This window comes from Kosakonia sp. SMBL-WEM22 (assembly GCF_014490785.1).
Lineage (GTDB): Bacteria > Pseudomonadota > Gammaproteobacteria > Enterobacterales > Enterobacteriaceae > Kosakonia.
Genome location: NZ_CP051488.1, coordinates 240022 through 263336 on the forward strand (window position 1 = coordinate 240022; position 23315 = coordinate 263336).

General features: G+C 57.2%; 21 protein-coding genes. 7 read left to right on the forward strand and 14 right to left on the reverse strand.

All coding sequences use genetic code 11. The features are described from left to right. Window positions 1-23: 23 nt before the first annotated feature. Complete coding sequence (locus HF650_RS01145) at window positions 24-926, reverse strand: LysR family transcriptional regulator (RefSeq protein WP_187800842.1); 903 nt, start codon at window positions 924-926, stop codon at window positions 24-26. Window positions 927-1044: 118 nt separating this feature from the next. Between HF650_RS01145 and HF650_RS01150 the strand changes: the two genes are divergently transcribed. Further along, entirely contained in the window at window positions 1045-1803 is a 759-nt protein-coding gene (locus tag HF650_RS01150; protein ID WP_187800843.1) for an SDR family oxidoreductase, read from the forward strand. A 42-nt stretch (window positions 1804-1845) separates the two neighbouring features. On the opposite strand, the gene HF650_RS01155 is transcribed toward HF650_RS01150, so the two are convergent. After that, a complete protein-coding gene (locus HF650_RS01155) occupies window positions 1846-2244 on the reverse strand; it encodes a YdeI family stress tolerance OB fold protein (RefSeq protein WP_187800844.1) in 399 nt (132 codons plus the stop codon). Window positions 2245-2520: 276 nt separating this feature from the next. Here HF650_RS01155 and HF650_RS01160 point away from each other — a divergent pair, with 276 nt between their 5' ends. Then, entirely contained in the window at window positions 2521-4113 is a 1593-nt protein-coding gene (locus HF650_RS01160) for an STY4199 family HEPN domain-containing protein (protein ID WP_187800845.1), read from the forward strand. A 466-nt stretch (window positions 4114-4579) separates the two neighbouring features. Here the strand turns inward: HF650_RS01160 and HF650_RS01165 are convergent, their stop codons facing one another. The 3 genes from HF650_RS01165 to aguB all read right to left on the reverse strand — a co-directional run bounded on the left by HF650_RS01165 (window position 4580) and on the right by aguB (window position 8637). Further along, a complete protein-coding gene (locus tag HF650_RS01165; RefSeq protein WP_187800846.1) occupies window positions 4580-6259 on the reverse strand; it encodes an alpha,alpha-trehalase in 1680 nt (559 codons plus the stop codon). Window positions 6260-6667: 408 nt separating this feature from the next. Further along, window positions 6668-7750, reverse strand: a complete 1083-nt coding sequence (gene aguA / locus HF650_RS01170) for an agmatine deiminase (RefSeq protein ID WP_187800847.1) — start codon at window positions 7748-7750, stop codon at window positions 6668-6670. After that, the gene (aguB, locus tag HF650_RS01175) at window positions 7750-8637 is read right to left on the reverse strand and encodes an N-carbamoylputrescine amidase (RefSeq protein WP_023481996.1); all 888 of its coding nucleotides are present in this window, start codon (window positions 8635-8637) and stop codon (window positions 7750-7752) included. The genes aguA and aguB overlap by 1 nt, the downstream gene beginning before the upstream one ends. 131 nt (window positions 8638-8768) lie before the next feature. Between aguB and HF650_RS01180 the strand changes: the two genes are divergently transcribed. The 4 genes from HF650_RS01180 to HF650_RS01195 all read left to right on the forward strand — a co-directional run bounded on the left by HF650_RS01180 (window position 8769) and on the right by HF650_RS01195 (window position 12276). Next, the gene (locus HF650_RS01180) at window positions 8769-9662 is read left to right on the forward strand and encodes a LysR family transcriptional regulator (RefSeq protein ID WP_187800848.1); all 894 of its coding nucleotides are present in this window, start codon (window positions 8769-8771) and stop codon (window positions 9660-9662) included. Window positions 9663-9818: 156 nt separating this feature from the next. Further along, complete coding sequence (locus HF650_RS01185; RefSeq protein WP_187800849.1) at window positions 9819-11198, forward strand: AAA family ATPase; 1380 nt, start codon at window positions 9819-9821, stop codon at window positions 11196-11198. Then, window positions 11198-11809: an HNH endonuclease gene (locus HF650_RS01190; RefSeq protein ID WP_187800850.1), complete on the forward strand. Its 612-nt coding sequence runs from the start codon at window positions 11198-11200 to the stop codon at window positions 11807-11809. Before HF650_RS01185 ends, HF650_RS01190 begins: the two co-directional genes overlap by 1 nt. 32 nt (window positions 11810-11841) lie before the next feature. Continuing rightward, window positions 11842-12276 (forward strand): putative T6SS immunity periplasmic lipoprotein, encoded by a 435-nt coding sequence (locus tag HF650_RS01195; protein WP_187800851.1) that lies wholly within the window; start codon window positions 11842-11844, stop codon window positions 12274-12276. Here HF650_RS01195 and pqqF read toward each other — a convergent pair. The 9 genes from pqqF to HF650_RS01240 form a co-directional block, all read right to left on the reverse strand. Beyond that, window positions 12273-14465 carry a pyrroloquinoline quinone biosynthesis protein PqqF gene (gene pqqF, locus HF650_RS01200; protein ID WP_187800852.1) on the reverse strand — a complete coding sequence of 731 codons (2193 nt, stop codon included), beginning with the start codon at window positions 14463-14465 and terminating at the stop codon, window positions 12273-12275. The two genes, HF650_RS01195 and pqqF, sit on opposite strands and share 4 nt — an antisense overlap. A gap of 2 nt (window positions 14466-14467) precedes the next feature. Then, a complete protein-coding gene (pqqE, locus tag HF650_RS01205; RefSeq protein ID WP_187800853.1) occupies window positions 14468-15601 on the reverse strand; it encodes a pyrroloquinoline quinone biosynthesis protein PqqE in 1134 nt (377 codons plus the stop codon). Then, complete coding sequence (gene pqqD, locus HF650_RS01210; RefSeq protein ID WP_187802571.1) at window positions 15594-15866, reverse strand: pyrroloquinoline quinone biosynthesis peptide chaperone PqqD; 273 nt, start codon at window positions 15864-15866, stop codon at window positions 15594-15596. Before pqqD ends, pqqE begins: the two co-directional genes overlap by 8 nt. Before the next feature lie 5 nt (window positions 15867-15871). Then, the gene (gene pqqC, locus HF650_RS01215; protein WP_187800854.1) at window positions 15872-16627 is read right to left on the reverse strand and encodes a pyrroloquinoline-quinone synthase PqqC; all 756 of its coding nucleotides are present in this window, start codon (window positions 16625-16627) and stop codon (window positions 15872-15874) included. Between the two features lie 8 nt (window positions 16628-16635). After that, window positions 16636-17547, reverse strand: a complete 912-nt coding sequence (gene pqqB, locus HF650_RS01220) for a pyrroloquinoline quinone biosynthesis protein PqqB (RefSeq protein WP_187800855.1) — start codon at window positions 17545-17547, stop codon at window positions 16636-16638. 55 nt (window positions 17548-17602) lie between these two features. Further along, entirely contained in the window at window positions 17603-17674 is a 72-nt protein-coding gene (gene pqqA / locus HF650_RS01225) for a pyrroloquinoline quinone precursor peptide PqqA (RefSeq protein WP_071789594.1), read from the reverse strand. A 40-nt stretch (window positions 17675-17714) separates the two neighbouring features. After that, entirely contained in the window at window positions 17715-18755 is a 1041-nt protein-coding gene (locus HF650_RS01230) for a dipeptidase (protein WP_187800856.1), read from the reverse strand. A gap of 56 nt (window positions 18756-18811) precedes the next feature. Beyond that, on the reverse strand, window positions 18812-20164 hold the full coding sequence (gene gorA / locus HF650_RS01235) for a glutathione-disulfide reductase (RefSeq protein ID WP_187800857.1): 1353 nt from the start codon (window positions 20162-20164) through the stop codon (window positions 18812-18814). Window positions 20165-20248: 84 nt separating this feature from the next. After that, on the reverse strand, window positions 20249-21091 hold the full coding sequence (locus HF650_RS01240; protein ID WP_187800858.1) for a 23S rRNA (adenine(2030)-N(6))-methyltransferase RlmJ: 843 nt from the start codon (window positions 21089-21091) through the stop codon (window positions 20249-20251). A gap of 180 nt (window positions 21092-21271) precedes the next feature. Between HF650_RS01240 and prlC the strand changes: the two genes are divergently transcribed. Continuing rightward, window positions 21272-23314: an oligopeptidase A gene (gene prlC / locus HF650_RS01245; protein ID WP_187800859.1), complete on the forward strand. Its 2043-nt coding sequence runs from the start codon at window positions 21272-21274 to the stop codon at window positions 23312-23314. Window position 23315: the final 1 nt, after the last annotated feature.

Consider the following 23315-nt stretch of genomic DNA (forward strand, 5'->3'; position numbering starts at 1 on the left):
TGTGGTATGCAGAATTATAGTCGCTACTGGTCGACATAATCCTTCAGCACAGTGGAGAGCCACTCCATAAACAGATGTACGCGCCGCGAAAGGTTGCGCCGGTGCGGGTAGATCAGCGAAACCGGCATCGGCTCGGCGCGATATTGCGGCAAGATCTCCACCAACTTTCCGCTGCGTAACGCCTCGCGCACGCCGACGCGCGGCACCTGAATAATGCCCAGCCCGGCCACGCAGGCCGCGTGGTACGTTTCTGTGCTATTGACGGTGAGAATACCGCCGGTTTTCACCCAGCGCGTCTGCTTATCCAGCCACACTTCAAAGCCTTGCGGGCGGGCGCCGAGGTTAACGGTGTAGTGCACCAGCGCGTGGGAGGCGAGATCCTCCAGCGACTCCGGGTAACCAAAACGCGCCAGATAATCGGGGCTGGCGCAGTTGATCATCGACAGCCTGCCAAGCTGGCGGGCAATCAGGCCGGAATCCTTCAGCGTGCCGACGCGCACCACGCAGTCAAAACCTTCGCGGATCACATCCACCAGCCGATCGCTGCTGCTCAGTTCCAGCTCAATGCCGGGGTAGTGCTGCAAAAAATCGGGCAGCCGCGGAATCACTAAATTTTTCGCTACCGCGACCGGCATATCGACCCGCAAGCGCCCGCTGATGGTTGAGGGATCGTGCAGGAACATGCCGTCCAGCTCCTCCATATTCGCCAACAGATCTTTCGCCCGCTCGTAATAGACCATGCCATCCTGCGTCAGCTGTACGCGGCGCGTGGTGCGGTGCAACAGCTGCGTACCCAGCGCGGTTTCCAGCGCCTGAATCTGGCGCGAGACACTCCCTTTCGGTAACCCCATTGACTCCGCGGCGTGAGAGAAGCTCGAAAGCTCCGCGACGCGGACAAAAAGCTGCATTGCGTAAATTTTATCCATTACTGGCTACTATTGTTGTTTTTAATGAAACAGTAAAGCGTAATTTAGCACCTTTATTGTTTTGCATGCAGTCAATAACCTATTTGTTGTGCAGGTTATCAACAGAGACGAGGTTTATATGACACAACCAATCGCAATTGTAACGGGTGGCAGCCGTGGGCTGGGTAAAAACACGGTATTGAAGCTGGCGGCAAACGGAATTGGCATCATCCTGACCTACAATACCAACCAGGCTGAAGCGCAAAAAGTGGTGGAAGAGATTGAAGAAAAAGGGGGTAAGGCGGCAGCATTAGCGTTGAATGTCGGCGATATCAGCCAATTTGATAGGTTTATCTATCAGGTGCAAGAAAAGCTACAGACTCTCTGGCAGCGTGATAATTTTGACTATTTAGTGAACAATGCCGGAACCGGTGTTCAAGCTGCATTTGCCCAGACGCGCGAAGAGCAGTTTGACGAGATGGTCAACATCCACTTTAAAGGCCCCTTTTTCCTGACGCAGAAACTGCTGCCGCTGATCAGAAACGGTGGGCGCATTCTGAATGTCTCTACCGGGTTAACGCGCTTCTGCCAGCCGGGGCGCGCCAGCTATGCGGCGGTGAAAGGGGCAATGGAAGTGCTGACCCGCTACCAGGCGAAAGAGCTGGGCGAGCGTGGTATCGCGGTGAATATCATCGCGCCGGGGGCGATTGCTACCGATTTTAGCGGCGGCGTGGTGCGGGACAATGAACAGGTTCACCACTATATCGCCTCGCAGACGGCACTCGGACGGGTTGGACAACCGGATGATATTGGCGACGCGATTGCTGCCCTGCTTAGCGATAAGCTGGCATGGATGACGGCGCAACGGGTGGAGGTCTCTGGCGGGATGTTCCTGTAATGCGCATAATGCCCGGCAGCGTAGCGGCTACCGGGCGTCAGGTTACTCAACCTGGAAATGAGTGACTTTTACGCGCTCGGGCTTCTGTTTCTTATCCAGCGAGCCGCTAATCCCCACCAGATCGTCCGGTGAGAAGGATTTACCTTCAAACACCGCCATCGGAATTTGCACCTGAATATGGCCCGTTTTATCGCGGAACTGATAGAGATCGTTCCCCTCTTTCTTTAGCAGGTTGCCGCGCAGCGAAACGGAAGCGCCGTCATGCAGGCTCTTCGCCTGTTTGACGTTCATGCTGCGCGCATCTTCAATCCCCCGGTAACCGTCATCCATTTTATGCGGCGGCGGCGGAGCTTTATCCGCTTTCAGGCCGGGTGCCTCTTCTGCAAATGCTGACATCGAAAAAAGAGCTGCTAAGCAGGCGGAAAGCACGATTTTTTTCATAACTTCTCCTGATTGTTACCCGTATACGCCTTTAAGCCTGGCAGAGAGCGGGCAACTGTACAGGCGATTTGTCTGTTTTCCTCCTCTTATAAAAAAAGCGGCTGCGGATGAAAAATAAATATCGTGAATATTTGGGGCTGTTTTTATTATTCTGAAACAGGTATCACTGATAATCATTCGCCGCTGAGCTATCTTTTAGCGACTAATAACTAAAGAAAAAATTACCCGCTGATCGGGCCAGTCCAATATGTTTTAAGTTGTACTTAAGGGAAAATAATGACAACTCCTGCCCCTGTTACTTCAGGTGAACAGTTTGAAAAATGCATCGCTATTATTCGGCAGGCCTCTGTCGAAATTTTGCTGCTGCTGAATGTGCATTTTGATGAAGGCAAAGATCCGCGCTGGTTTCTGGAACAGCTCGATGTTGCACGTCTCAGTTTGGGTGGCTGGGGGGCGGTGGCGAAAAGACTGAAGCTTAACGATGCAGAATTAACGCAGTTCACGTTGCAGCTTCGCCACCTGCAACAGCTGGTGCCGCGCTATGAGAATGGACAGAGCGTCACTGAAAACCAGCTTATTGCCGCGCTGCGCTTTATCGCCGCGCTGGAGAACCTGCGTAAGAAGCAGAAATTGCTGACCTACAGTACCGCGCTTGGCCCTAACGATCCGCTTTCGCAGCAGAGCGGGCTGCAACACCTGCGCGCGATGGAAATGATGATGAAAGGGCTGGTGATGCAGGCGTGGCCCGATGCGGAGCGCCTGCGCAATCACCTGAAAACGCAGTTTGGCGCCGATCGCGTTCGCCGCTGGCTGCGCCTTGGCGATCGTAATGATGTGTTGAGCGGCATGCGCTTTAGCGAGCTGGCGCTGCTGCTGGTGGATAAAAAAGAGTATGGCCAGCGCTACGCCAACCTGTTCAATGATGCGCCCGGTCTGAGCCTGTTTGTTGAGCCGCGCAAAACCCTGCAAACCCTGTTAGATGATGTGCGTGAAATCCGCGCCAGCGTCATCGCCGGCAATGCGCTGAGTTCTAACCAGTTAGCGATGCTTGAGGGCTACTATCCGCAGATCGCCGGGCCAGTACAGCGCGCCTACGATGAGGGGCGTGGCAAGGTTAACCCCGCCGCGTTACTGAAAGAGGCCGCAGGCGAGCTGGACACCTACTGGGAGCAGGCGCGCAAAAAAGATCGCGCCGCAGGCGGCGATACGCAACCGATTCGCGACAGTATCGATAAACCGGCGACCCGGCAGGTGCGCAGCCGCGAAGAGCGCGAACAGATGGTCTCTGGCGTACTCTGGGGGGCGGTTGGCGTCTTCGCTTTAGCGATCGTGATTGGCGCGTTCTGGCTCTTTATGGGCGGTGTCTCAGCGCCGGTGGCGCGTCAGACCAATATTACGGTGCCCATTGCCGAAGAGCGTCAGAAACCGTCGGCGAAAGAGGAGCTCAGCTCAATGGGGCTACCACGGGATGAGAACAACTTCCGCTCGGCTATCGACCGCAACGATACCCGAGTGGTGTCGCTCTTCCTGCGCACCGGGATGAACTGGAAACTCTCCTGGACCGAGCATGCGGTGATTTCGGACTACAACGACGTGCTCGATCTGTTGCTGCGCTACCGCTTGCAGATGGATGAGAAGCGCCCGTGCCGACGTTTTATTACCACCCTGACCCATGAGATGGTGGCGAATAATAAACCGCTCACCTCCATTACCAAAAATTACCTGCAGGCGTTTTGCACCACCAAACCGGTAGTTGATCGTCAGCGTTATGAGATGGAGCAGGCGCAGCTACGTTTTGAGGCGAATCCTAGCGATGAGAACCGTAAATGGTCAGAGACCCACACCGCCATTTATAACGCCATCGATTGAGTAAAGGCTCGAAGGGTCCGTAATCCCGTAGGCCTGATAAGGCGTAGCCGCCATCAGGCAGGGTTTGCCGGATGGCGCTGGCGCTTATCCGGCCTACGGGTTCGCAGGGAGAAGTTTTGTAGGCCTGATAAGGCATAAGCCGTCATCAGGCAGGGTTTGCCGCATGGCGCTGGCGCTTGTCCGGTCTACAGGTTAGCAGGGTGAGGTTTTGTAGGCCTGATAAGGCGTAAGCCGCCATCAGGCAGGATTTGCCGTATGGCGCTGGCGCTTATCCGGCCTACAGGTTGGCAAGGTGAGGTTTGGTAGGCCTGATAAGGCGTAAGCCGCCATCAGGCAGGATTTGCCGTATGGCGCAGGCGCTTATCCGGCCTACAGATTGGCAAGGTGAGGTTTTGTAGGCCTGATAAGGCGTAAGCCGCTTCAGGCGTTGAATGCCGGATGGCGGCCTACGGAGTGTGCAGCGTTATCACTCTTGCGGTTTTTCTTCCGGCTCGTCCATTTTTGGCTCGCCGTAAAGGCCAATTAACCGGCGTACCACGCCGTTGGTCCAGCCGAAACCATCCTGCAACGGATACTCACCGCCGCCACCTTCGCGCGGCGTACTGCTGGCGATATGGTACTTCTCAATCAGCTTGTGGTGCTGCTGATAGAAAACATTCACCGTCTTCAGCCAGCTGCGGGCAATCTGGTCGCCCAGCTCATCGTTGCCGTAGAGCTTAAAGCCCTGGATCGCCATCCACTGCAACGGTGCCCAGCCGTTAGGTTTATCCCACTGCTCGGCGGTTTCATACTCCGTTGTCAGAATGCCGCCCGGCGTCAACAGACGGTTGGTAACTGCTTCCGCCAGCCGTTCAGCCTGCTCATGCGTTGCCATGCCGACATAGAGCGGCACAATGCTCGCAGCAGAGAAGAGCGCCATCTCCTCGCGACGCCAGTCGTAGTCGCGGAAGCAGCCGCTTTCGTCATCCCACAGATAGCGGTTGATGGCCGCACGGCGGTCACTCGCCTTCTGGCGGAACAGCGCTTCACGCTCCCGGTCACCTTTCAGCCCGGAGATGTTGGCAATCGCGCTCTCAAGCTTAAACATAAACGCATTCAGATCGATCGGGATGAACTGCGTGGTGCGGATGCTCGCCAGACGGTGCGCATCACGTAGCCAGCGGGAGGAGTAGTCCCAGCCGGAAGCCGCGCCAGCGCGCAGGTCACGATAGACCTCATTTGGCGGGCGACCGGAGTGACGTGCAGTCTCCACGTCTTCAATCCACGACTCATCGCGCGGCGTATCGCGATCATCCCAGTAGCGGTTAAGCAGCGAGCCGTCCGGCATACGCACCACATGGCGGTACGCCTGGTTCAGCACCAGCGACTCCGCGCCATCCATCCAGAAGTCATACTCCATCAGCAGATGGTCGAGGTAGCGCCGCGCGCCACGCACACCATCCTCCTCAAAGAGTTCGACCATCAGCGCAAAGACCGGCGGCTGGGAACGGCTGAGGTAGTAGGTGCGGTTACCGTTAGGGATATGCCCGTAACGTTCAATCATCCATGCGAAGTTATCCGCCATGCAGCGCAACAGGTCGTCGCGCCCGCTCTCTGCCAGCCCCAGCATGGTGAAGTAGGAGTCCCAGTAGTAGGTCTCACGGAAACGCCCGCCGGGCACGATATAGGATTGCGGCAGCGCCAGCAGGGAGGACCACGGAATATGGTCTCGCGGCTCACGGGTGAGGATCGGCCACAGCTGGTCGATATGCTCTTTCAGCGAGTTTTCCGGGTTGGAGACATACTCTTTGGCGTAGTTTTCCGGCATCCAGAAGTGCGCCTTCACGAACTGGCGTAAGTTGAATTCCGGTTTACGTTTAATTTTGCGATAGCGAATCAGGATATCGAGCGGATCCATCTTCGGCGCACAGTCAGGGAAGGTTTTGCTGTCGGCGAAGATGCGCGATGATTGCACATGCTCAAACAGTTCCAGATAACGATCGGCAGGCGTGAGCGCATCAGATGCGGGCATCCCCTCAATCATCTCCGGTTCCGGTTCCGCCTCGATCATTTCATCCAGTTTTAACTCGCACGGATCGGTGTCGTAGGTTTCATCTTCGAATACCCATTCCATTAATTCTGCGCTTTGTAGTTTCTGGTTGAACATAGTGACGTTGGCCTCCGGATGTCGTCGTAAAAAACTACGGGTGTTGCCCGGCTATCTATAAAGCTTAGTCATTCGCTTCGATCTCTGGTGATCAAAGTGTGCGGATGATCACATTTTAAAATCGGCCTTACAGCAGCTAAAAATCCACAACTGTCTGATAAAGCACGAATAAATGACTTATTCCTATGCTTTAAGTAGCGGTAAATTTCGGAGCATTCGTTTTGCAACGATTTATGAATAAACCCGGTATTACGCAGTTGACCACGGCTGAACAGGGTCGTTCATTTTATCGCTGGGGAAAGAAATCAGAATACGCTCTTAATACGTTAGAGCAATGTCGTCATACCCGCCATACGGCGCGAAAGAAAGAGTGAAGAGTCCCGGCGACCAGGGCCGCCGGGAAGGGAATTAGCGGGGAATTTGCTGCGTAATGCAGTGGATATTACCGCCGCCGAGCAGGATCTCGCGAGCCGGCACGCCGGTGATGATGAAATCCGGGAACATCTCACTAAACAGCGCCTGCGCTGTGCCATCGGTCGCCGGGTCCAGCAGCGGGAAAATGATCTGCTGGTTGCTGACCAGATAGTTAACGTAGGAGCCCGCCAGGCGGTTGCCTTCGTGACGCTCAATCGCCGTGCCTTTCTCGACATCGCACGTCTCTTCCGCGCTGGCATAAAGCGGCTGCGGAGAGGGCACTTTCCACACTTTCAGGCGGCGGCCCTGCGCATCTTCCACGCTTTGCAGCACTTCAAGCGCTGCCATTGAGCGGGCGTACTGCGGATCGTTTTCATCATCGGTCCAGTGCAGGGCCACTTCGCCCGGGCGCACAAAGCAGCACATGTTATCAATATGACCATCGGTCTCATCGTTAAACACGCCGTCCGGCAGCCAGATAATCTGCGATACGCCAAGGTAGTCGCGCAACTGCTGTTCGATCTGCGCTTTGCTCAGGTTCGGGTTGCGGTTGGCGTTAAGCAGACACTCTGCGGTGGTCAGCAGTGTACCTTCGCCATCCACGTGAATTGAGCCGCCTTCCAGCACCAGGTCCGTATGGTAGCACGGCATCTGGTGGTAGTTTGCCACCTGTTCTGCCACTAACTGATCGCGATCCCAGCTGGCGTAGAGCCCGCCGTTAAGGCCGCCCCAGGCGTTGAACGTCCAGCTAATGCCGCGCTTTTCGCCCGCGGCATTGGTCACGACCGTTGGGCCGGTATCACGCATCCAGGCATCGTCGCTCTCCATCTCCACCAGCGTGACGTCGGCGGGCATTGCTGCCCGCGCTTTCGCCATTTCCGCTGCCGGCACGCCCATAATGACCGGCGTGGTACGGGAGATCGCTTTTGCCACCGCAGAGAAAGCCTGCTGCGCGGGTGCGGCGTCAGCACGCCAGTTATCTGTACGGTAGGGCCAGATCATCCACACGGCCTGATGTGGCGCCCACTCGGCGGGCATGCTGAATCCGTCTTTTACCGGCATGGTCAGCTGTGACATTACTTGCTCCTTACGCTGCCATCGGAGGTTGCCAGCGCGGTGTACATGTTCGGACGACGGTCGCGGAACAGGCCCCAGGAGGCGCGCTGTGCGGCAATCGCATCGAGATCGAACGTGTGAACCAGCACAGCTTCGCTGGTTTTGTTTGCCTGCTCAACCAGCGCACCGGTCTGATCGGCAATAAAAGAGGAGCCGTAGAAGGTCATTTCCAGGCCTTCAATATATTTGCTGGCTTCGGTACCGATACGGTTAGAGGCGATAACCGGCACAACGTTCGCGGCAGCGTGGCCCTGCTGGACGCGGGTCCAGTGCGGCTGGCTGTCGATATCCGGGTATGCCGGTTCTGAACCGATAGCGGTCGGGTAGAAAATCAGTTCCGCGCCCTGCAGTGCCAGGCAGCGAGCCGTTTCCGGGAACCACTGATCCCAGCAGATGCCGACACCGATTTTCGCATAGCGGGTGTTCCACACTTTGAAGCCGGTATCGCCGGGGATGAAGAACTGTTTTTCCTGGTACGCCGGGCCGTTCGGAATGTGCGTTTTACGGTAGGTGTCGAGCACGCTGCCGTCGGCATCAATCATCACCAGCGAGTTGTAGTAGGCATTATTGCTCTTTTCGAACAGGCTCAGCGGCAGCACCACTTCCAGCTCTTTTGCCAGGGCAGAGAAATGTTTGATAAGCGGGCTGTTGTCCACTTCCTGCGCCAGCGCATAGTGCTCCGGGCTCTGATCGATGCAGAAGTAAGGCGCAGCGAACAGCTCCTGAATCAGGATAACCTGCGCGCCCTGGCGGTGAGCTTCACGGACCAGACGCTCAGCGTTCTGTACGTTTTTCTCCAGATCCCAGGTGCATGCCATTTGGGTAGCGGCGACAGTTACATTTCTCATAAACATCTCCCGTAGGTCTCGGTTCGGTTAGCGCAAAATTTCAGCACTTATTGTGGCGCAAACTATAGCAACGATCTGCGTTATGAATAAAATGTATTGTTATCATGAAAACATGAACAGGATGCATAATAGTGGTCGATCTCAATTTGCTGCGCCTTATCCCGATTCTGGCGAAAGAGAAAAACGTCACCCGCGCGGCGCAGAAGGCGAATTTATCCCAGTCGGCCTTTAGCCACGCACTGAACCGTCTGCGTGAACAACTTAAAGATGAGATGTTTATTCGCACCCACAGCGGTATGGAGCCAACCCCCTACGCGGCGCGGATGATTCCGGTAATTGAGAGCGCGCTGAGCAAGCTCGATACCGCCACGCGCGGGCCAAGCCACTTCGACCCGGCGCGCGATGCGCACACCTTCTATATCGGCGCGGTCGACTACTTCGAATTTATGTTTATGCCGGTGCTCACCGCGCGTTTTAAAACCATCGCGCCAAATGTGCGGCTCTCAGTAGATATCCTTTCGGAAACGATTAAGGTCGAACGGGTGGAGAATGGGCAGCTGGATGCGTTTATCGGCGTCGAAAATGTGCAGCACATTCCACACTATTTTAATAAGCACCGGCTTATCTCCGATCACTTTGTCGCTATCGCTTCGCTGGAGCGTAGCGATCTGCCGGAACAGCTGACGATGCGCCATCTGGTCAGCGAGGCGCAAATCCACTTGCCCGCCGTCAGCTCCGGCGCGGACCATATCGACAACTGGCTCTTATCCCAGCACCTCTACCGCCCGCTGGCGACGGTAGTGCAAAGCTATGCCGTCGGTGGCCGTGTGGCGGTGGCATCGGGGTATGTAATGTGCGTCCCGTTTCGTATCGCCCAGGAGCTGGCAAAGATGTTGCCGCTGCGCATCATGACCCTGCCAGAAGGCGCGCCCTCATACGATTTACTGCTGCTGTCGCACCGTCTCTATGACTACCAGCCCGCCGTGCAGTGGCTGATCAATGAGTTAAAAACGGTGCGGATATAGGAGGGAGTATTGCGGTGTGTGCAATCAGAAACGCGCTGATCTATAAGCAAAAGAGAGATAACGGGGAGATCTAAATTCATAGAAAGCGTTATCATTGCTTTCGTGTGAATTTTCCCCAACTATACCGCATCGCCCTGAGAGCCGGAGTTCACGATTGTGAAGATAGCTAAAATTACCCTTAACAACTTCCGCTGTTTTGAAAATATGGAAGTTAAATTTCATCCTCGTTTGACGATTCTTATCGCGCGTAATGGGGCAGGGAAATCAACGTTATTAGACGCAATTGCACTAGGATTAGGTCCTTTTCTGACGCGGTTGCCTGGGGTGAGTGGCCTCAGTTTCAAGAAAACAGATTTTCGCATCAAACCTGATGGTAAGCAGCCTGCTTACATGCGTATTAAATGCGAAAGTTTCTCTGGCGTGGTGTGGGACAGAACAGAAAAGCGCGACAAATCCAAAAAAACGCTCAATGCCATTCCACCCGCAGTGGGATTAAAAGCGCTCAACAAACATGTCGATACGTTTATTAATGCGCACAATGATGGCGAACACTATACGTTGCCGGTTTTCATCTATTACGGCACCGGGCGCGGTGTTTTTGATGTTCCTATGCGCAAGCGTGACTTTAAAAGCACATTTACCCGTTTTGAGGCGCTTGATGGCGCACTTGAAAGCCGAACCAATTTCCGCCGTTTTGTGCAATATTTTTACGGCCTTGAAGAGAGAGAAAATCGCCTGCAGAAAGAGCAGCGCTCCTTTGATATTGAGCTGCCAGAACTCTCAGCAATAAGGCTTGCGATCAAACGTCTGATGCCGCAGTTCAGTAATATCCGCTCTGTTGAACCTGCGGGGATCATGGTTGACTGGGAAAAGCAGTATGTTGCGCATGATTCTGATGCCGATAGCCAAATTAAACTCACGCCATTACCCGAAAGCAGCAACATAAAAAAATCGGAAATACATCAATTAAAGATTGAACAGCTTAGCGATGGATATCGCACCACCCTTGCGATGGTGATGGATATTGCCGCCAGGCTGGCAGAGGCGAATCCATTTTCATCAGACCCGCTGGCCTGTGAAGGGATCATCCTTATTGATGAAGTTGATCTGCACCTTCATCCTGAATGGCAGCGTGAGTTTATGCCGCGGCTGGTGGATGTTTTCCCCAACCTTCAGTTCATTGTCTCCACGCACTCGCCGTTTATTCTGCAATCCGTCAAAGAGGGCGAGTTGATCGACCTCGACCAGCTCAACGTGAACCACACTCCCGACCTCGGGAAAGAGATGAGCGTTGAAGATATCGCGCAGGAGTGGATGGGCATGGACAATGTGCAACGTAGCGCACTGTTTAACAGACAAGTTGAGGCAGCGAGACGTTATTACGCCCTGTTAAATAGCGGTAAGTCTGAGGACGATCCTCAAGTAGCAGCGTTGTCAGAGGAATTAGACCGGCTGGAAACCTATTTTGGCGATAACCCCGTCTATGTGGCTTTATTACGGGCTGAACGCAGAAAAAAAACGCAGGAGGCGAAATAATGAGGCCTGTTGAACGTCCTGCATATACCGGCCCGGCGGTGAGACATTATCAAGCTTATTTGCAGCCACTGATCGAGGCTTTCGGCACTTACTGCTCATATTGTGAACGGCTGGATAAATTCGATGTGGAGCATGTGGCGCCAAAATCACTTAACCCTGCGCTGGCAACCACGTGGAGTAATATGCTGCTGGGTTGCCCGCGCTGTAACCGTGATTTCAAAAGAAGCAATAACAACAGCCGGTTGAGTTATGTCTGGCCTGACACACATAACACCTACAAATTACTGAAGTATTGGCCTGATGGTCGCGTACAGCCCGCACCAGGTCTTGCTCAGGCAACGCACCAGGAGGTAGTGAATACCATTAACCTCGTTTCTCTTGATGACTCCCTGCAACCACAAAACCATTTAAACCTTGCCCGACGGGCGGCCTTCAATGTTGCAGAGCTATTTCTTGCCCATTACGAAAATGGAACGATGGTCATTAATGATGTGCTGACGGGAGCTGCGCAGGGACACTGGTCAGTGTGGTTTACTGTATTTCAGGCACACCCGCAGGTGCTCTCGGCGCTGGAAACGTTGCATCCAAATACCGCTATTCATCGCCCCTAATTGCGGTAAGTTCTTCGCTTCTGGATAACAAAATGAAAAATTATCTCAAATGCAGCCTGTTTGCTCTTATGCCTCTACTTAGCGGCTGCCCGATGGGCGACCGCGTTGATCAGCGCTATAAGCCCGCAGAAACCGCCCCGGTGGTGGTAAAAAACGCTCAGGTCTGCTTTACCATCAAAGAGGCTGAAGATTATCAGCCTGCCTTTATTTCAATCGCGCCGCGCACCACCCCGTACAAAGAGCGCTGGTATCAACAATCGCCGGGGTTGACGATAAAAGAGGGGGAAATGTGCATTCCACCCAGCCTCTATAAATTCCCTGATAGCGGGCAATTTATTGCGACATTTGTGCTCTCCTCGAAAGCCAAAGCGCAGACCACGGCGTTCAATACGCGCCGCTTTAATGTTGCCTTCGCGATTGACGCAGGTCATGCGAAGCCTGTCGTTGTTAACGACAGTGAGTTTTAACGCGCTTCACTAAACGGTTCTTTCCCGCTCGTGCCGCGCCAGGCATTCGGCAACTGCTGCGCCAGCCACGCGGTCTGCGGGCCGGGCGTTGCGCTGGCCTGCTGCACAAAGAACCCTTGCGCCTCGTCGCGCAGTGCGTCGGAGGAGTGAGTCGGCGACTGCATCACCACCAGCACGCCCTGGCGATCCGCGCAGTAGTACCACTGGCACTGGGCGACGTAGCCAAGGCTGCGCTCTACCCGCATCTGGTGGAAGAAGAGCGGCTGGTAGCGCTGGATAAGCGCCTGCATCTCCTCAATATCCTCTTCAACTGGCAAAAACAGCAGCAGCGCGTTGTCCTCCTCCTGCGTCTCCAGCGTGAAGTGCCTGCCGACCGCGTTAAGCGGCGGCGCGTCGGTTTCGGTCTCAATAGGAAAGATAAAGTCGCTTAACAGGCGAGAGAGCGCCTGGTGCAGCGCCGCGTCGCCGCCTGTCAGATGCGCTTGCCACACCTGTTGCGTGGGCTGGGCGACAGAGGCTGTCAGTTCACGCGGCAGCTGCGCCAGCAGGCGGCGCACGGCGCTGCCCTGCATTTCGCGCGCGGTCTCTTGTGCCAGCGCAAGGTGTGCCTGCACCCCGGCGTTAGCATCCTCGCGCTGCAAAATCTGATTAATTTCCGCCAGCAGGGACTGCATTAATAGCGCCTCTCCGCAGAGGTGCAACTGCCAGATCCCCTGCTCACGCTGCACCGTCAACACGCCACCCTGGCGAGCTGCCCACGCACTGAGCGGTCGCAGGCGCGATGCCAGCCACCAGCCGGTTTCATCGCTGAATGCCGTGGCAGGTTGTGGACGCAGGCGCAGCGAGGCATCGCCCTCTGCCGCTTGCCAGGCCAGCGGCGCAGCGGCTGAAGGGAGCGCAGGTGCATGCAGCGGCGCAGGCGTCGGAAAAGGGGTAAAAGTGACCGGCTCATCAGATGCTGTTTGCGCAGCAAAAGGGGCCAGCGTCAGGGTAAAGCCCTGGCTCTCAACACTTTCTCCGCTTACTTCAGGCGAAGCCCATAACCGGCTGGCGTTTGCCGGGGTGAGGGCTGCCAGCAAGGCAGGCCAGCCGTCTGGATCGGGCGGCAGCAGGCCAATGGCACGGGCGCGCAGCGCTTCAAGCGGTGCGAGCTGTTTAAAGGCGTGCTGCGTAAAGCGGCAGAGCGCCTGACACTGCGCCTCGCTCAGGGCGCTGACGGCATCAAGCCAGCGGAAGAAGAGGGATTCAACCTGTGCGGCGCTGACGCTCTCATCGCGTAGCGTAAAGGTGAGCCGCAGCCAGAGCGTTTCGCAATTCAGGCAATCGGCCTGCAGGTTGATAGCGGTTACCAGGTTGCGCTGGCGCCAAATCTCCATCAGCCCGCCTGCGGTTTCGTCCAGCAGCAGGGTTTCCAGCAGACGTAGCGCACCGCTGGCGGCGGCAGGGAGGGTAAAGCTCAACACCAACATGGTTTCGCGCGGCTGATGCAGCGCGCAATCGCCACGTTTGAGGGTGAGCGGCATCAGCGCATCGGCTTCTCTGGCAGAGGGGGGCGGCGCGGCGCTACAGCGCGCCAGCGCTTCGAGATTCTCCAGTGTCTGCGGCCCCTGTAAAAAGAGGCGCAGATTCCCGGCGTGGTAGTGCTGCTGGTGGAAAGCCTGTAGCGCCTGCTGCAGCGGGGCGGCTTCGTTGCCAAAGCTTGCGTGGTTACCGATGCGAAAACGCGCCAGTTGACCATCGCCATCCAGCATTTTGAGCAGAGCGGCTTCGCGGCGTTTTTCGGCATCGTGCTGTAACAGACGATACTCTGCGTCGATCACCGAGGCTTCTGCGAGGATCTCGCTCTCGTTAAGCTGTGGCGTCACCAGCATGTCAGTAAGCCGCAACAGCCCCGGCTCCAGCAGATCCGCAGGCACCTCAAAAAAGTAGGCCGTTTGCGCCAGGCGGGTTGAGGCGTTAAGCCGCCCACCCTGCGACGGTACCCAGCTGATTAAGCGCTGCGCCTGCGGAAAACCGAGGCTGCCGCGAAACAGCATATGCTCCAGCAGATGCGCCAGCCCCGGCCAGGCCTGCGGCTCCTGCAGGCTGCCAGCGTTGACGCACCAAAGCGCCGCCGCCAGGCGCGCGTCGGGTTGATGCACCAGGGTGACGTGCAACCCATTGTCGAGGTGGAGCTGTCGGGTCTGCATGGTTAGCCTTTAACAATCAGTTGCGAGTTAACACGGTTGCGAAAACGCAGTTCATGTACGCCGATGCGGCTATGGTTGGCCTCTTCGCGCGCTGCGAGAATAGTGCCGTGATGCGGCGATTTGCTGCACACCGGGTCGGCATTTGCCGCGTCGCCGGTCAGCATGTAAGCCTGGCAGCGGCAGCCGCCGAAGTCCTGCTCCTTCTCCGGGCAGGAGCGGCACGGCTCCGGCATCCAGTCGTTGCCGCGATAGCGGTTAAAGCCGAAGGAGTCATACCAGATGTGCTCCAGCGAGTGCTCCAGCACCGAGGGGAATTTCACCGGCAGCTGGCGCGCGCTGTGGCACGGCAGCGCAGTGCCTTCCGGCGTCACGCTTAAGAAGATCGCTCCCCAGCCGCCCATGCACCCCTTCGGGCGCTCTTCGTAGTAGTCCGGGGTAACAAACAGTAAGTTGGTCAGATTGCCGTTTTCCGCCATCTTAACCCGGTAGTCGCTGACCACCGCTTCGGCGCGGGCAATCTGCTCGCGGCTCGGCAGCAGCCCTTCGCGGTTAAGCTGCGCCCAGCCGTAAAACTGGCAGGTTGCCAGCTCAACGTCATCGGCCTCCAGCTGTAATGCCAGCGCGATAATCCGGTCGATCTGGTCGATATTGTGCCGGTGCAGAACGAAGTTCAGCACCATCGGGTAGCCGAGCGCTTTGACCGCCTTCGCCATCGCTAGCTTCTGGTGGAAGGCCTTTTCGTTGCCCGCCAGCGCGGCATTCAGTTCAGGATCGCTGGCCTGGAAGCTGATCTGGATATGATCCAGCCCGGCATCGGCAAAGGTGTGCAGCTTCTTCTCGCTCAGGCCAATGCCGGAGGTGATGAGGTTGGTGTAGAACCCCATCCCGCGCGCGGCAGCAATCAGCTCCGGCAAATCTTTGCGCAACAGCGGTTCACCGCCGGAAAAACCCAGCTGCACGCTGCCCATTGCCCGCGCCTGGCGAAATACCTCAATCCACTGCGCCGTGGTCAGCTCCTGCTCCTGGGTTGAGAAGTCGAGCGGGTTGGAGCAGTAGGGGCACTGCAACGGGCAGCGATAGGTCAGCTCCGCCAGCAACCAGAGCGGCGGATTGACGCTTTTAGCGGCCTCACTCACGGAAAATCACCCACTTTTGTGCATAGGCCTGCGCCAGGAAATCGAGCACGTCGGCGGCAAGCTCTTCGGCGTCGGGAAAACGCGCCTCCAGCGTGGCGATAATTTCGCCCGCGTTTTTAATACCATCCACTTCTGAAAGGATCGCCGTGGCGCTGTCGTTCAGCTTCGCCATCCCTTCCGGGTAGAGGATCACATGGCAATCCTGCGCGGCTTCCCACTGCAGGCGGTAACCCCGGCGGAAGGCGGGAATGTAGTGTGCCTGAATATGCATTACACCAGTCTCCTTGTGTGCCACACCGCGTCTGCGGTGACGGTGTGATAGGGGGCGCGATCGAGGCTGTAGGCCATCGTCATCGCATCGAGCATGCTCCAGAGGATGTCGAGTTTAAACTGCAGGATATCGAGCATCCGCTGCTGCTTCTCGGCGGTGTCGCACCACTCCAGCGCCAGCGACAAACCGTGCTCGACATCGCGTCGCGCCTGGCCGAGACGGCTGCGGAAGTAGTCATACCCCTGCGGCTCAATCCACGTGTAGTGCTGCGGCCAGCTGTCGAGGCGCGACTGGTGGATCTGCGGCGCGAAGAGCTCGGTCAGCGAGCTGCATGCCGCCTCCTGCCAGCAGGCGCGGCGGGCAAAGTTGACGTAAGCATCGACCGCGAAACGCACACCCGGCAGCACCCGCTCTTCCGAGAGCAGGCTTTCGCGGGTTAACCCCACCGCTTCGCCAAGGCGCAGCCACGCTTCGATGCCGCCCTCGTTTTCCCCTTCGCCATCGTGATCGAGAATGCGTTGCACCCACTGGCGGCGCACTTCCGGATGCGGGCAGTTGGCCATGATCGCCGCATCTTTCAGCGGAATGCTGGTCTGGTAGTAGAAGCGGTTGGCGACCCAGCCCTGGATCTGCTCCCGTGTCGCTTCACCGTTATGCATCGCGATGTGATAAGGGTGATGAATATGATAGTACTGACCCTTCGCCCGTAATGCGGCTTCAAACTCCGCGGGTGTCAGGCATATTGCTTCGCTCATGAAACCTCTTATAGCGCGATAACCATCCCGTCCCAGCTCACTTCAATCCCCTGTTGCTCAAGGCTCTGTCGTTCCGGGGAGGCTTCATTCAGGATCGGGTTGGTATTATTAATATGAATTAAAATCTTGCGACGGGCGGGTAGCGTCGCGAGCAGGGATGCGAGGCCCTGCTCTTCGGCTAACGCCAGGTGACCCATCGCTTTGCCGCTGTGGCCGCCCACGCCGGTGGCGCTCAGCTCATTATCACGCCACAGCGTGCCGTCGATCAGCAGGCAGTCGGCGCGCTGCAACCACGGCATAATCGTCTCATCTGGCTCGCCGAGACCCGGCGCATAAAGCAGGCTCTGCCCGCTATTGCTGTCCTCAATAAACAGCGCCACGTTGTGCCCGGGCAGCGGGCGATCGCGGTAGGGCGAGTAGGGCGGTGCATTGCTCAAAAGCGGAATAGCGGTAAAGTGCAGCTGCGGGCAAACCGCCACCTGGAAGCGCACCAGCGGCTCGACAGGGTGGTGTTGCAGCCCGCCGTTCCAGTGGCTGAGCATCGGGAAGACGGGAAAGCCGGTGCTGAGGTCATCATGCACTTCCGGCGTACACCACACCTGGTGCGGGCACCCTTCGCGCAGGCTGAGCAGCCCCGCGCTGTGATCAATCTGGCTGTCGGTGAGGATAATCGCGCCAATGGCGGTACCGCGCAGCTGTTCGGGTCTGTTCAGCGCAGGCGTGGCGCGTAATTGCTGGCTGATATCGGGCGAGGCGTTGCACAACACCCAGTTTTTGCCATCATCGCTTATCGCAATTGACGATTGCGTACGCGCCGAGGTTTGCATTGTGCCGTTACGCACTCCCGCGCAGTTCGGGCAGTTGCAGTTCCATTGGGGAAAGCCGCCGCCCGCTGCGGAACCTAAAACAGTAATCAGCATCTGTGTAAACCGGTAAGCAAAAAAAGAAAGCCCGCAGCGAGGCGGGCGGGCGCGTTTAGCGGTTGGAAATATAGAGAGTGACTTCCAGACCTAAGCGCAGATCCACAAACGTTGGTTTAGTCCACATAGCGTAACTCCTTGGGATGAGAGGAGGTAACCGGTGTGATTCAGTTACCCCAGGTCATATTCAGAACTCGCAGCCAGTTGCGCCAGGCAAGCTTTTCTGCCAACGACTGGCTGATGCCAGACGACGTCAGCAGGGCCATGAGTCGCGGTAGCCCCGTGACATCGCCCAACTCGTCCGGCAGGTCGATGCCGTCAAAGTCGGAGCCGAATGCTACACGATCCTCACCAAGTTTAGTAAGCAGATAGTCGATGTGTTGGAAAATTTTGTGTAAAGGGGTGTGGGCGTCGCGCTTGCCATCTTCACGCAGGAAGGCGGTGCCGAAGTTTACGCCCACCAGGCCGTCGCTGGCGGCAATCGCCTCCAGCTGAGCATCGGTGAGGTTGCGCGGCTGTGGGCAGAGAGCGTGAGCATTGGAGTGGCTGGCGACCAGCGGCGCAGTGCTGAGGGCGGCGGTGTCCCAGAATGCCCGCTCATTCATATGCGAGAGGTCGATCAAGATTCGCCGTTGGTTGCAGGCGCGAATAAGGCGTTTGCCCGCCTCGCTCAGGCCCGGCCCGGTATCCGGCGAACCGGGAAAGCGGCCGTTTACCCCTTCGCCAAACACATTTGGCAGGTTCCAGAACGGCCCAATACTGCGCACGCCGCGTGCGACCAGCGCATCCAGCGGCTCTAACTCTGCGTTTATGGCATCGGCACCTTCAATATGCAGCACCAGCGCAATCGTGCCATCTTGCAGGCACTGCGCAATCTCCTGCGCGCTGTGGCAGACGCGCATTCTGCCCTCGGATGCGTCGACCATGCGGTAGAAGAGATCGATCTGCTGGTAGGTGATCCGGAGCGGATCGTGCAGCGCCTGCGCTTCAGCGGGCGTGATGCCGCGCATCTCTGCAATATAGCGGGCGGGAGGAACAAAGACGGCGAACAGCCCGCCGGCAAAACCGGCGCGCTGCATACGGGGAAAATCGAGATGGCCACCGTTAAGGCCGCTGAAAACCTGTTCCACAGGCGTGTTTGGCTGCTCCATCCACAGGCGCAGCAGCAGATCGTTATGACCATCAAACACGGGGAGTTGCACCGCCATCTTTCAAACCTTGTGTAAAAGCAAAACTGGCCGCGGGGGCCAGTTTGCGTGGAGCATTAACGCATGGTGACGAACTCTTCCGCCGCCGTCGGGTGGATGGCGACAGTGTTGTCGAAGTCCTTCTTGGTCGCGCCCATCTTCAGCGCCACGGCGAAGCCCTGCAGCATCTCATCCATCCCCGAGCCGATGCCGTGAATACCGACAATCTTCTCATCCGGCCCAACGCAGACCAGCTTCATGCGGCACGGCTGGCGGTGAGAGGTGACGGCGGTATACATCGCGGTGAAAGAAGATTTATAGATCTTCACCTGGTCGTCGCCATACTGCTCGCGCGCCTGCGGTTCGGTTAAGCCAACGGTGCCGATTGGCGGGTGACTAAAGACCACGGTCGGAATATTGCTGTAGTCCAGATGCTCGTCCGGCTTGTTGTTAAACAGGCGCTCGGAGAGGCGGCGGCCAGCGGCGACAGCAACCGGCGTCAGCTCAACCGCGCCGGTGTTATCGCCCACCGCGTAGATACCGGGAACGCTGGTGTTCTGGAACTTATCCACTTCGATATAGCCCTTGTCGTTGGTTTTCACTCCGGTGGCGGCAAGGTTGAAGTTATCGGTTTCCGGTTCGCGGCCAATTGCCCAGATCAGGCAGTCGACGGTTTGCGAACGGCCATCTTCCAGCGTAATTGTCAGGCTACCGTCATCGTTTTTCACAACCGCTGTCGGCACCGCGTGGGTGTGCAGATTCGGGCCTTCTGCCGCCATCACTTCCACCAGCGTCTCGGAGATCATCGGGTCGAAGCTGCGCAGCGGTGCGTGTTTACGCACAAAGAGGTGCGTTTCAGCGCCAAGACCGTTGATCACGCCCGCCAGCTCGACGGCGATATAGCCTGCGCCTACCACTGCAACGCGTTTCGGCAGCGCGGGCAAAGCGAAGAAGCCATCGGAATCAATGCCATACTCCGCGCCGGGAATCGACGGGTGGCTCGGGCGACCGCCGGTGGCGATGAGGATGTGGTCGGCGGTAATCGTTTCGCCGTTCACTTCCACGGTTTTAGCATCGACAAAGCGCGCAAAGCCGCGGATCACATCCACGTTGTTTTTGCCCAGCACGTTGTCATAAGAGGTGTGAATACGGTCAATGTAGGCACTGCGGCTGGCGACCAGTTTGCCCCAGTCGAAGTGGTTCACCGTGGTGTCGAAACCGTAATCCGGGCCGTAAAGATGAATTGCTTCGGCAATCTGTGCCGCATGCCACATCATTTTTTTTGGCACGCAGCCGACGTTAACGCAGGTGCCGCCCAGCTCTTTGGCTTCGATCAGTGCGCATTTTTGACCATACATGGCGGCACGGTTGATTGAGGCGATACCGCCGCTGCCGCCACCGATGGCGAGGTAGTCATAATGTTTGCTCATGGTCGTTTCCTTAATCCTGAACGAAGTCGACAGTCGTGGCGCGATTGTAGCGCGCCGGGCGCAATGCGCCACCGATGGCTGCGATTACTCGGGTACTACCTGGTTTACCAGCGTATGGCCTGTACCGGTTGGCACCAGTTTTTTGTGCAGCCACGGCAGCACGGTGTTCATCTGCGATTCGAGTTTCCACGGTGGGTTGATAACAATCATGCCGGAGGCGGTCATGCCGCGCTGGTCGCTGTCCGGGCGCACGCCCAGCTCGATTTGCAGGATATTGCGAATGCCGGTCGCTTCCAGATCGCGCAGCATGCGTTTGATCTGCTGGCGCATTACAACCGGATACCAGAGGGCGTACACGCCGGTGGCGAAACGTTTATGGCCTTCGCTGATACCGCTCACCACTGCCTGGTAGTCGGTTTTGATCTCATACGGCGGGTCGATCAGGATCAGACCACGGCGCGAGACCGGCGGCAGTTTGGCTTTTAATTGCTGATAGCCATCGGCACGCGCCACGCGAGTGCGTTCATCTTTCTGGAACTCCTGGCGCAGCAGCGGGAAGTCGCTCGGATGGAGCTCGGTCAGCATCAGGCTATCCTGCTCGCGCAGCAGCTGGCGGGCGATCAGCGGTGAACCCGGGTAGTAACGCAGCTGCTCGCCACGGTTAAAGTGACGCACCACATTCATGTAAGGTTCCAGCTCGGCAGGCAGGTCGTCCTGCTGCCAGATGCGCGCAATCCCTTCCATATATTCACCGGTGCGCTCCGCATGCTCGCCGGAGAGCTGATAACGCCCCGCGCCTGCGTGGGTGTCGAGATAGAGAAACGGCTTCTCTTTCTCTTTCAGCGCTTCGATGATCAGGCTCTGAACGGTGTGTTTGAGGACGTCGGCGTGGTTGCCCGCGTGGAAGCTGTGGCGATAACTGAGCATAGCGTTGGAGATTCCAGAAATTAAACGAGATTTCGCACAGTCTATCGCAGATCGCGGCGGATTACCGCTCAACCCTCCGCTTATTGCAGCGATACCCGGCTTAAGCGCACCCTCCGGCATTGAAATCTCCATAAGTTAGCCCCATGCTAATCAAACACCCTTTTCAACAGGACTGCGCATATGACCAACCCCCTTTTGACGCCTTTCGAATTACCGCCGTTTTCTCAAATTCGTCCTGAACACGTTGTCCCTGCGGTAACGAAAGCGCTGGACGACTGCCGAAACGCGGTTGAGAGCGTTGTCGCGCAGGGCGGCCCCTATACATGGGCCAATCTTTGCCAGCCGCTGGCGGAAGTGGATGACCGTCTGGGTCGTCTCTTCTCTCCCGTCAGCCACCTGAATTCCGTGAAAAACAGCCCGGAACTGCGTGAAGCTTACGAACAGACCCTGCCGCTGCTCTCCGAGTACAGCACCTGGGTCGGCCAGCATGAAGGGCTTTATAACGCCTATCGCGATCTGCGCGACGGCGACCACTACGCTGAACTGAGCGTTGCCGAGAAAAAATCGGTCGATAACGCTCTGCGCGACTTCAAACTGTCCGGTATCGGCCTGCCGAAAGAGACGCAGAAACGCTATGGCGAAATCGCCGCGCGCCTCTCCGAGCTGGGCAACCTCTATAGCAACAATGTGCTCGACGCCACCATGGGCTGGAGCAAGCTGGTTACCGACGAATCTGAACTCTCCGGCATGCCGGAGAGCGCCTTAGCCGCGGCGAAAGCGCAGGCAGAAGCCAAAGAGCAAGAGGGCTATCTGTTAACGCTCGATATTCCGAGCTACCTGCCGGTGATGACCTACTGCGACAACCAGGCGCTGCGCGAAGAGATGTATCGCGCGTACAGCACCCGCGCCTCCGATCAGGGGCCGAACGCGGGTAAATGGGATAACAGCCCGGTGATGGCGGAGATCCTCGCCCTGCGTCACGAACTGGCGCAGCTGCTTGGCTTTGAGAGCTATGCGGATAAATCGCTGGCGACCAAAATGGCAGAAAACCCGGCGCAGGTGCTGGAGTTCTTAACCGATCTGGCGAAACGCGCCCGTCCGCAGGGTGAAAAAGAGCTGGCACAGCTGCGCGCTTTTGCGAAAGCGGAGTTTGGCGTTGACGATCTGCAACCGTGGGATATCGCCTACTACAGCGAAAAACAGAAGCAGCACCTCTACAGCATCAGCGATGAGCAACTGCGCCCGTACTTCCCGGAAAACCGCGCCGTTAATGGCCTGTTCGAAGTGGTAAAACGCATTTACGGCATCACCGCTAAAGAGCGTACCGATGTTGATGTCTGGCACCCGGAAGTGCGCTTCTTCGAGCTGTATGACGAAAACAACGCGCTGCGCGGCAGCTTCTACCTCGATCTCTATGCCCGCGAGCACAAACGCGGCGGGGCATGGATGGATGATTGCGTCGGCCAGATGCGCCGCGCCGATGGCACGCTGCAAAAACCGGTCGCCTATCTCACCTGTAACTTTAACCGCCCGGTGAGCGGCAAACCGGCACTCTTTACCCATGATGAAGTGATCACCCTGTTCCATGAGTTTGGTCACGGCCTGCACCATATGCTGACGCGGGTTGAAACCGCAGGCGTGGCGGGCATCAGCGGTGTGCCGTGGGACGCGGTTGAGCTGCCGAGCCAGTTTATGGAGAACTGGTGCTGGGAGCCAGAGGCACTGGCGTTTATCTCCGGTCACTTTGAGACCGGCGAGCCGCTGCCGCAGGAGCTGCTGGATAAAATGCTGGCGGCGAAAAACTACCAGGCGGCGATGTTTATCCTGCGCCAGTTGGAGTTCGGCTTGTTCGACTTCCGTCTGCATGCGGAATTTAACCCGCAAGAGGGGGCGAAAATCCTCGACACGCTGGCCGAGATCAAACGCCAGGTGGCGGTGATGCCTGGGCCGTCGTGGGGCCGTTTCCCGCACGCCTTCAGCCACATCTTCGCTGGCGGTTACGCCGCGGGTTACTACAGCTATCTGTGGGCCGATGTGCTGGCTGCCGATGCTTACTCCCGCTTCGAGGAAGAGGGGATTTTCAACCGCGAAACCGGGCAGTCGTTCCTCGATAACATCCTGACGCGCGGCGGTTCAGAAGAGCCAATGGAGCTGTTCAAACGTTTCCGTGGTCGCGAGCCGCAGATTGACGCGATGCTTGAGCATTATGGTATCGAAGGCTAAC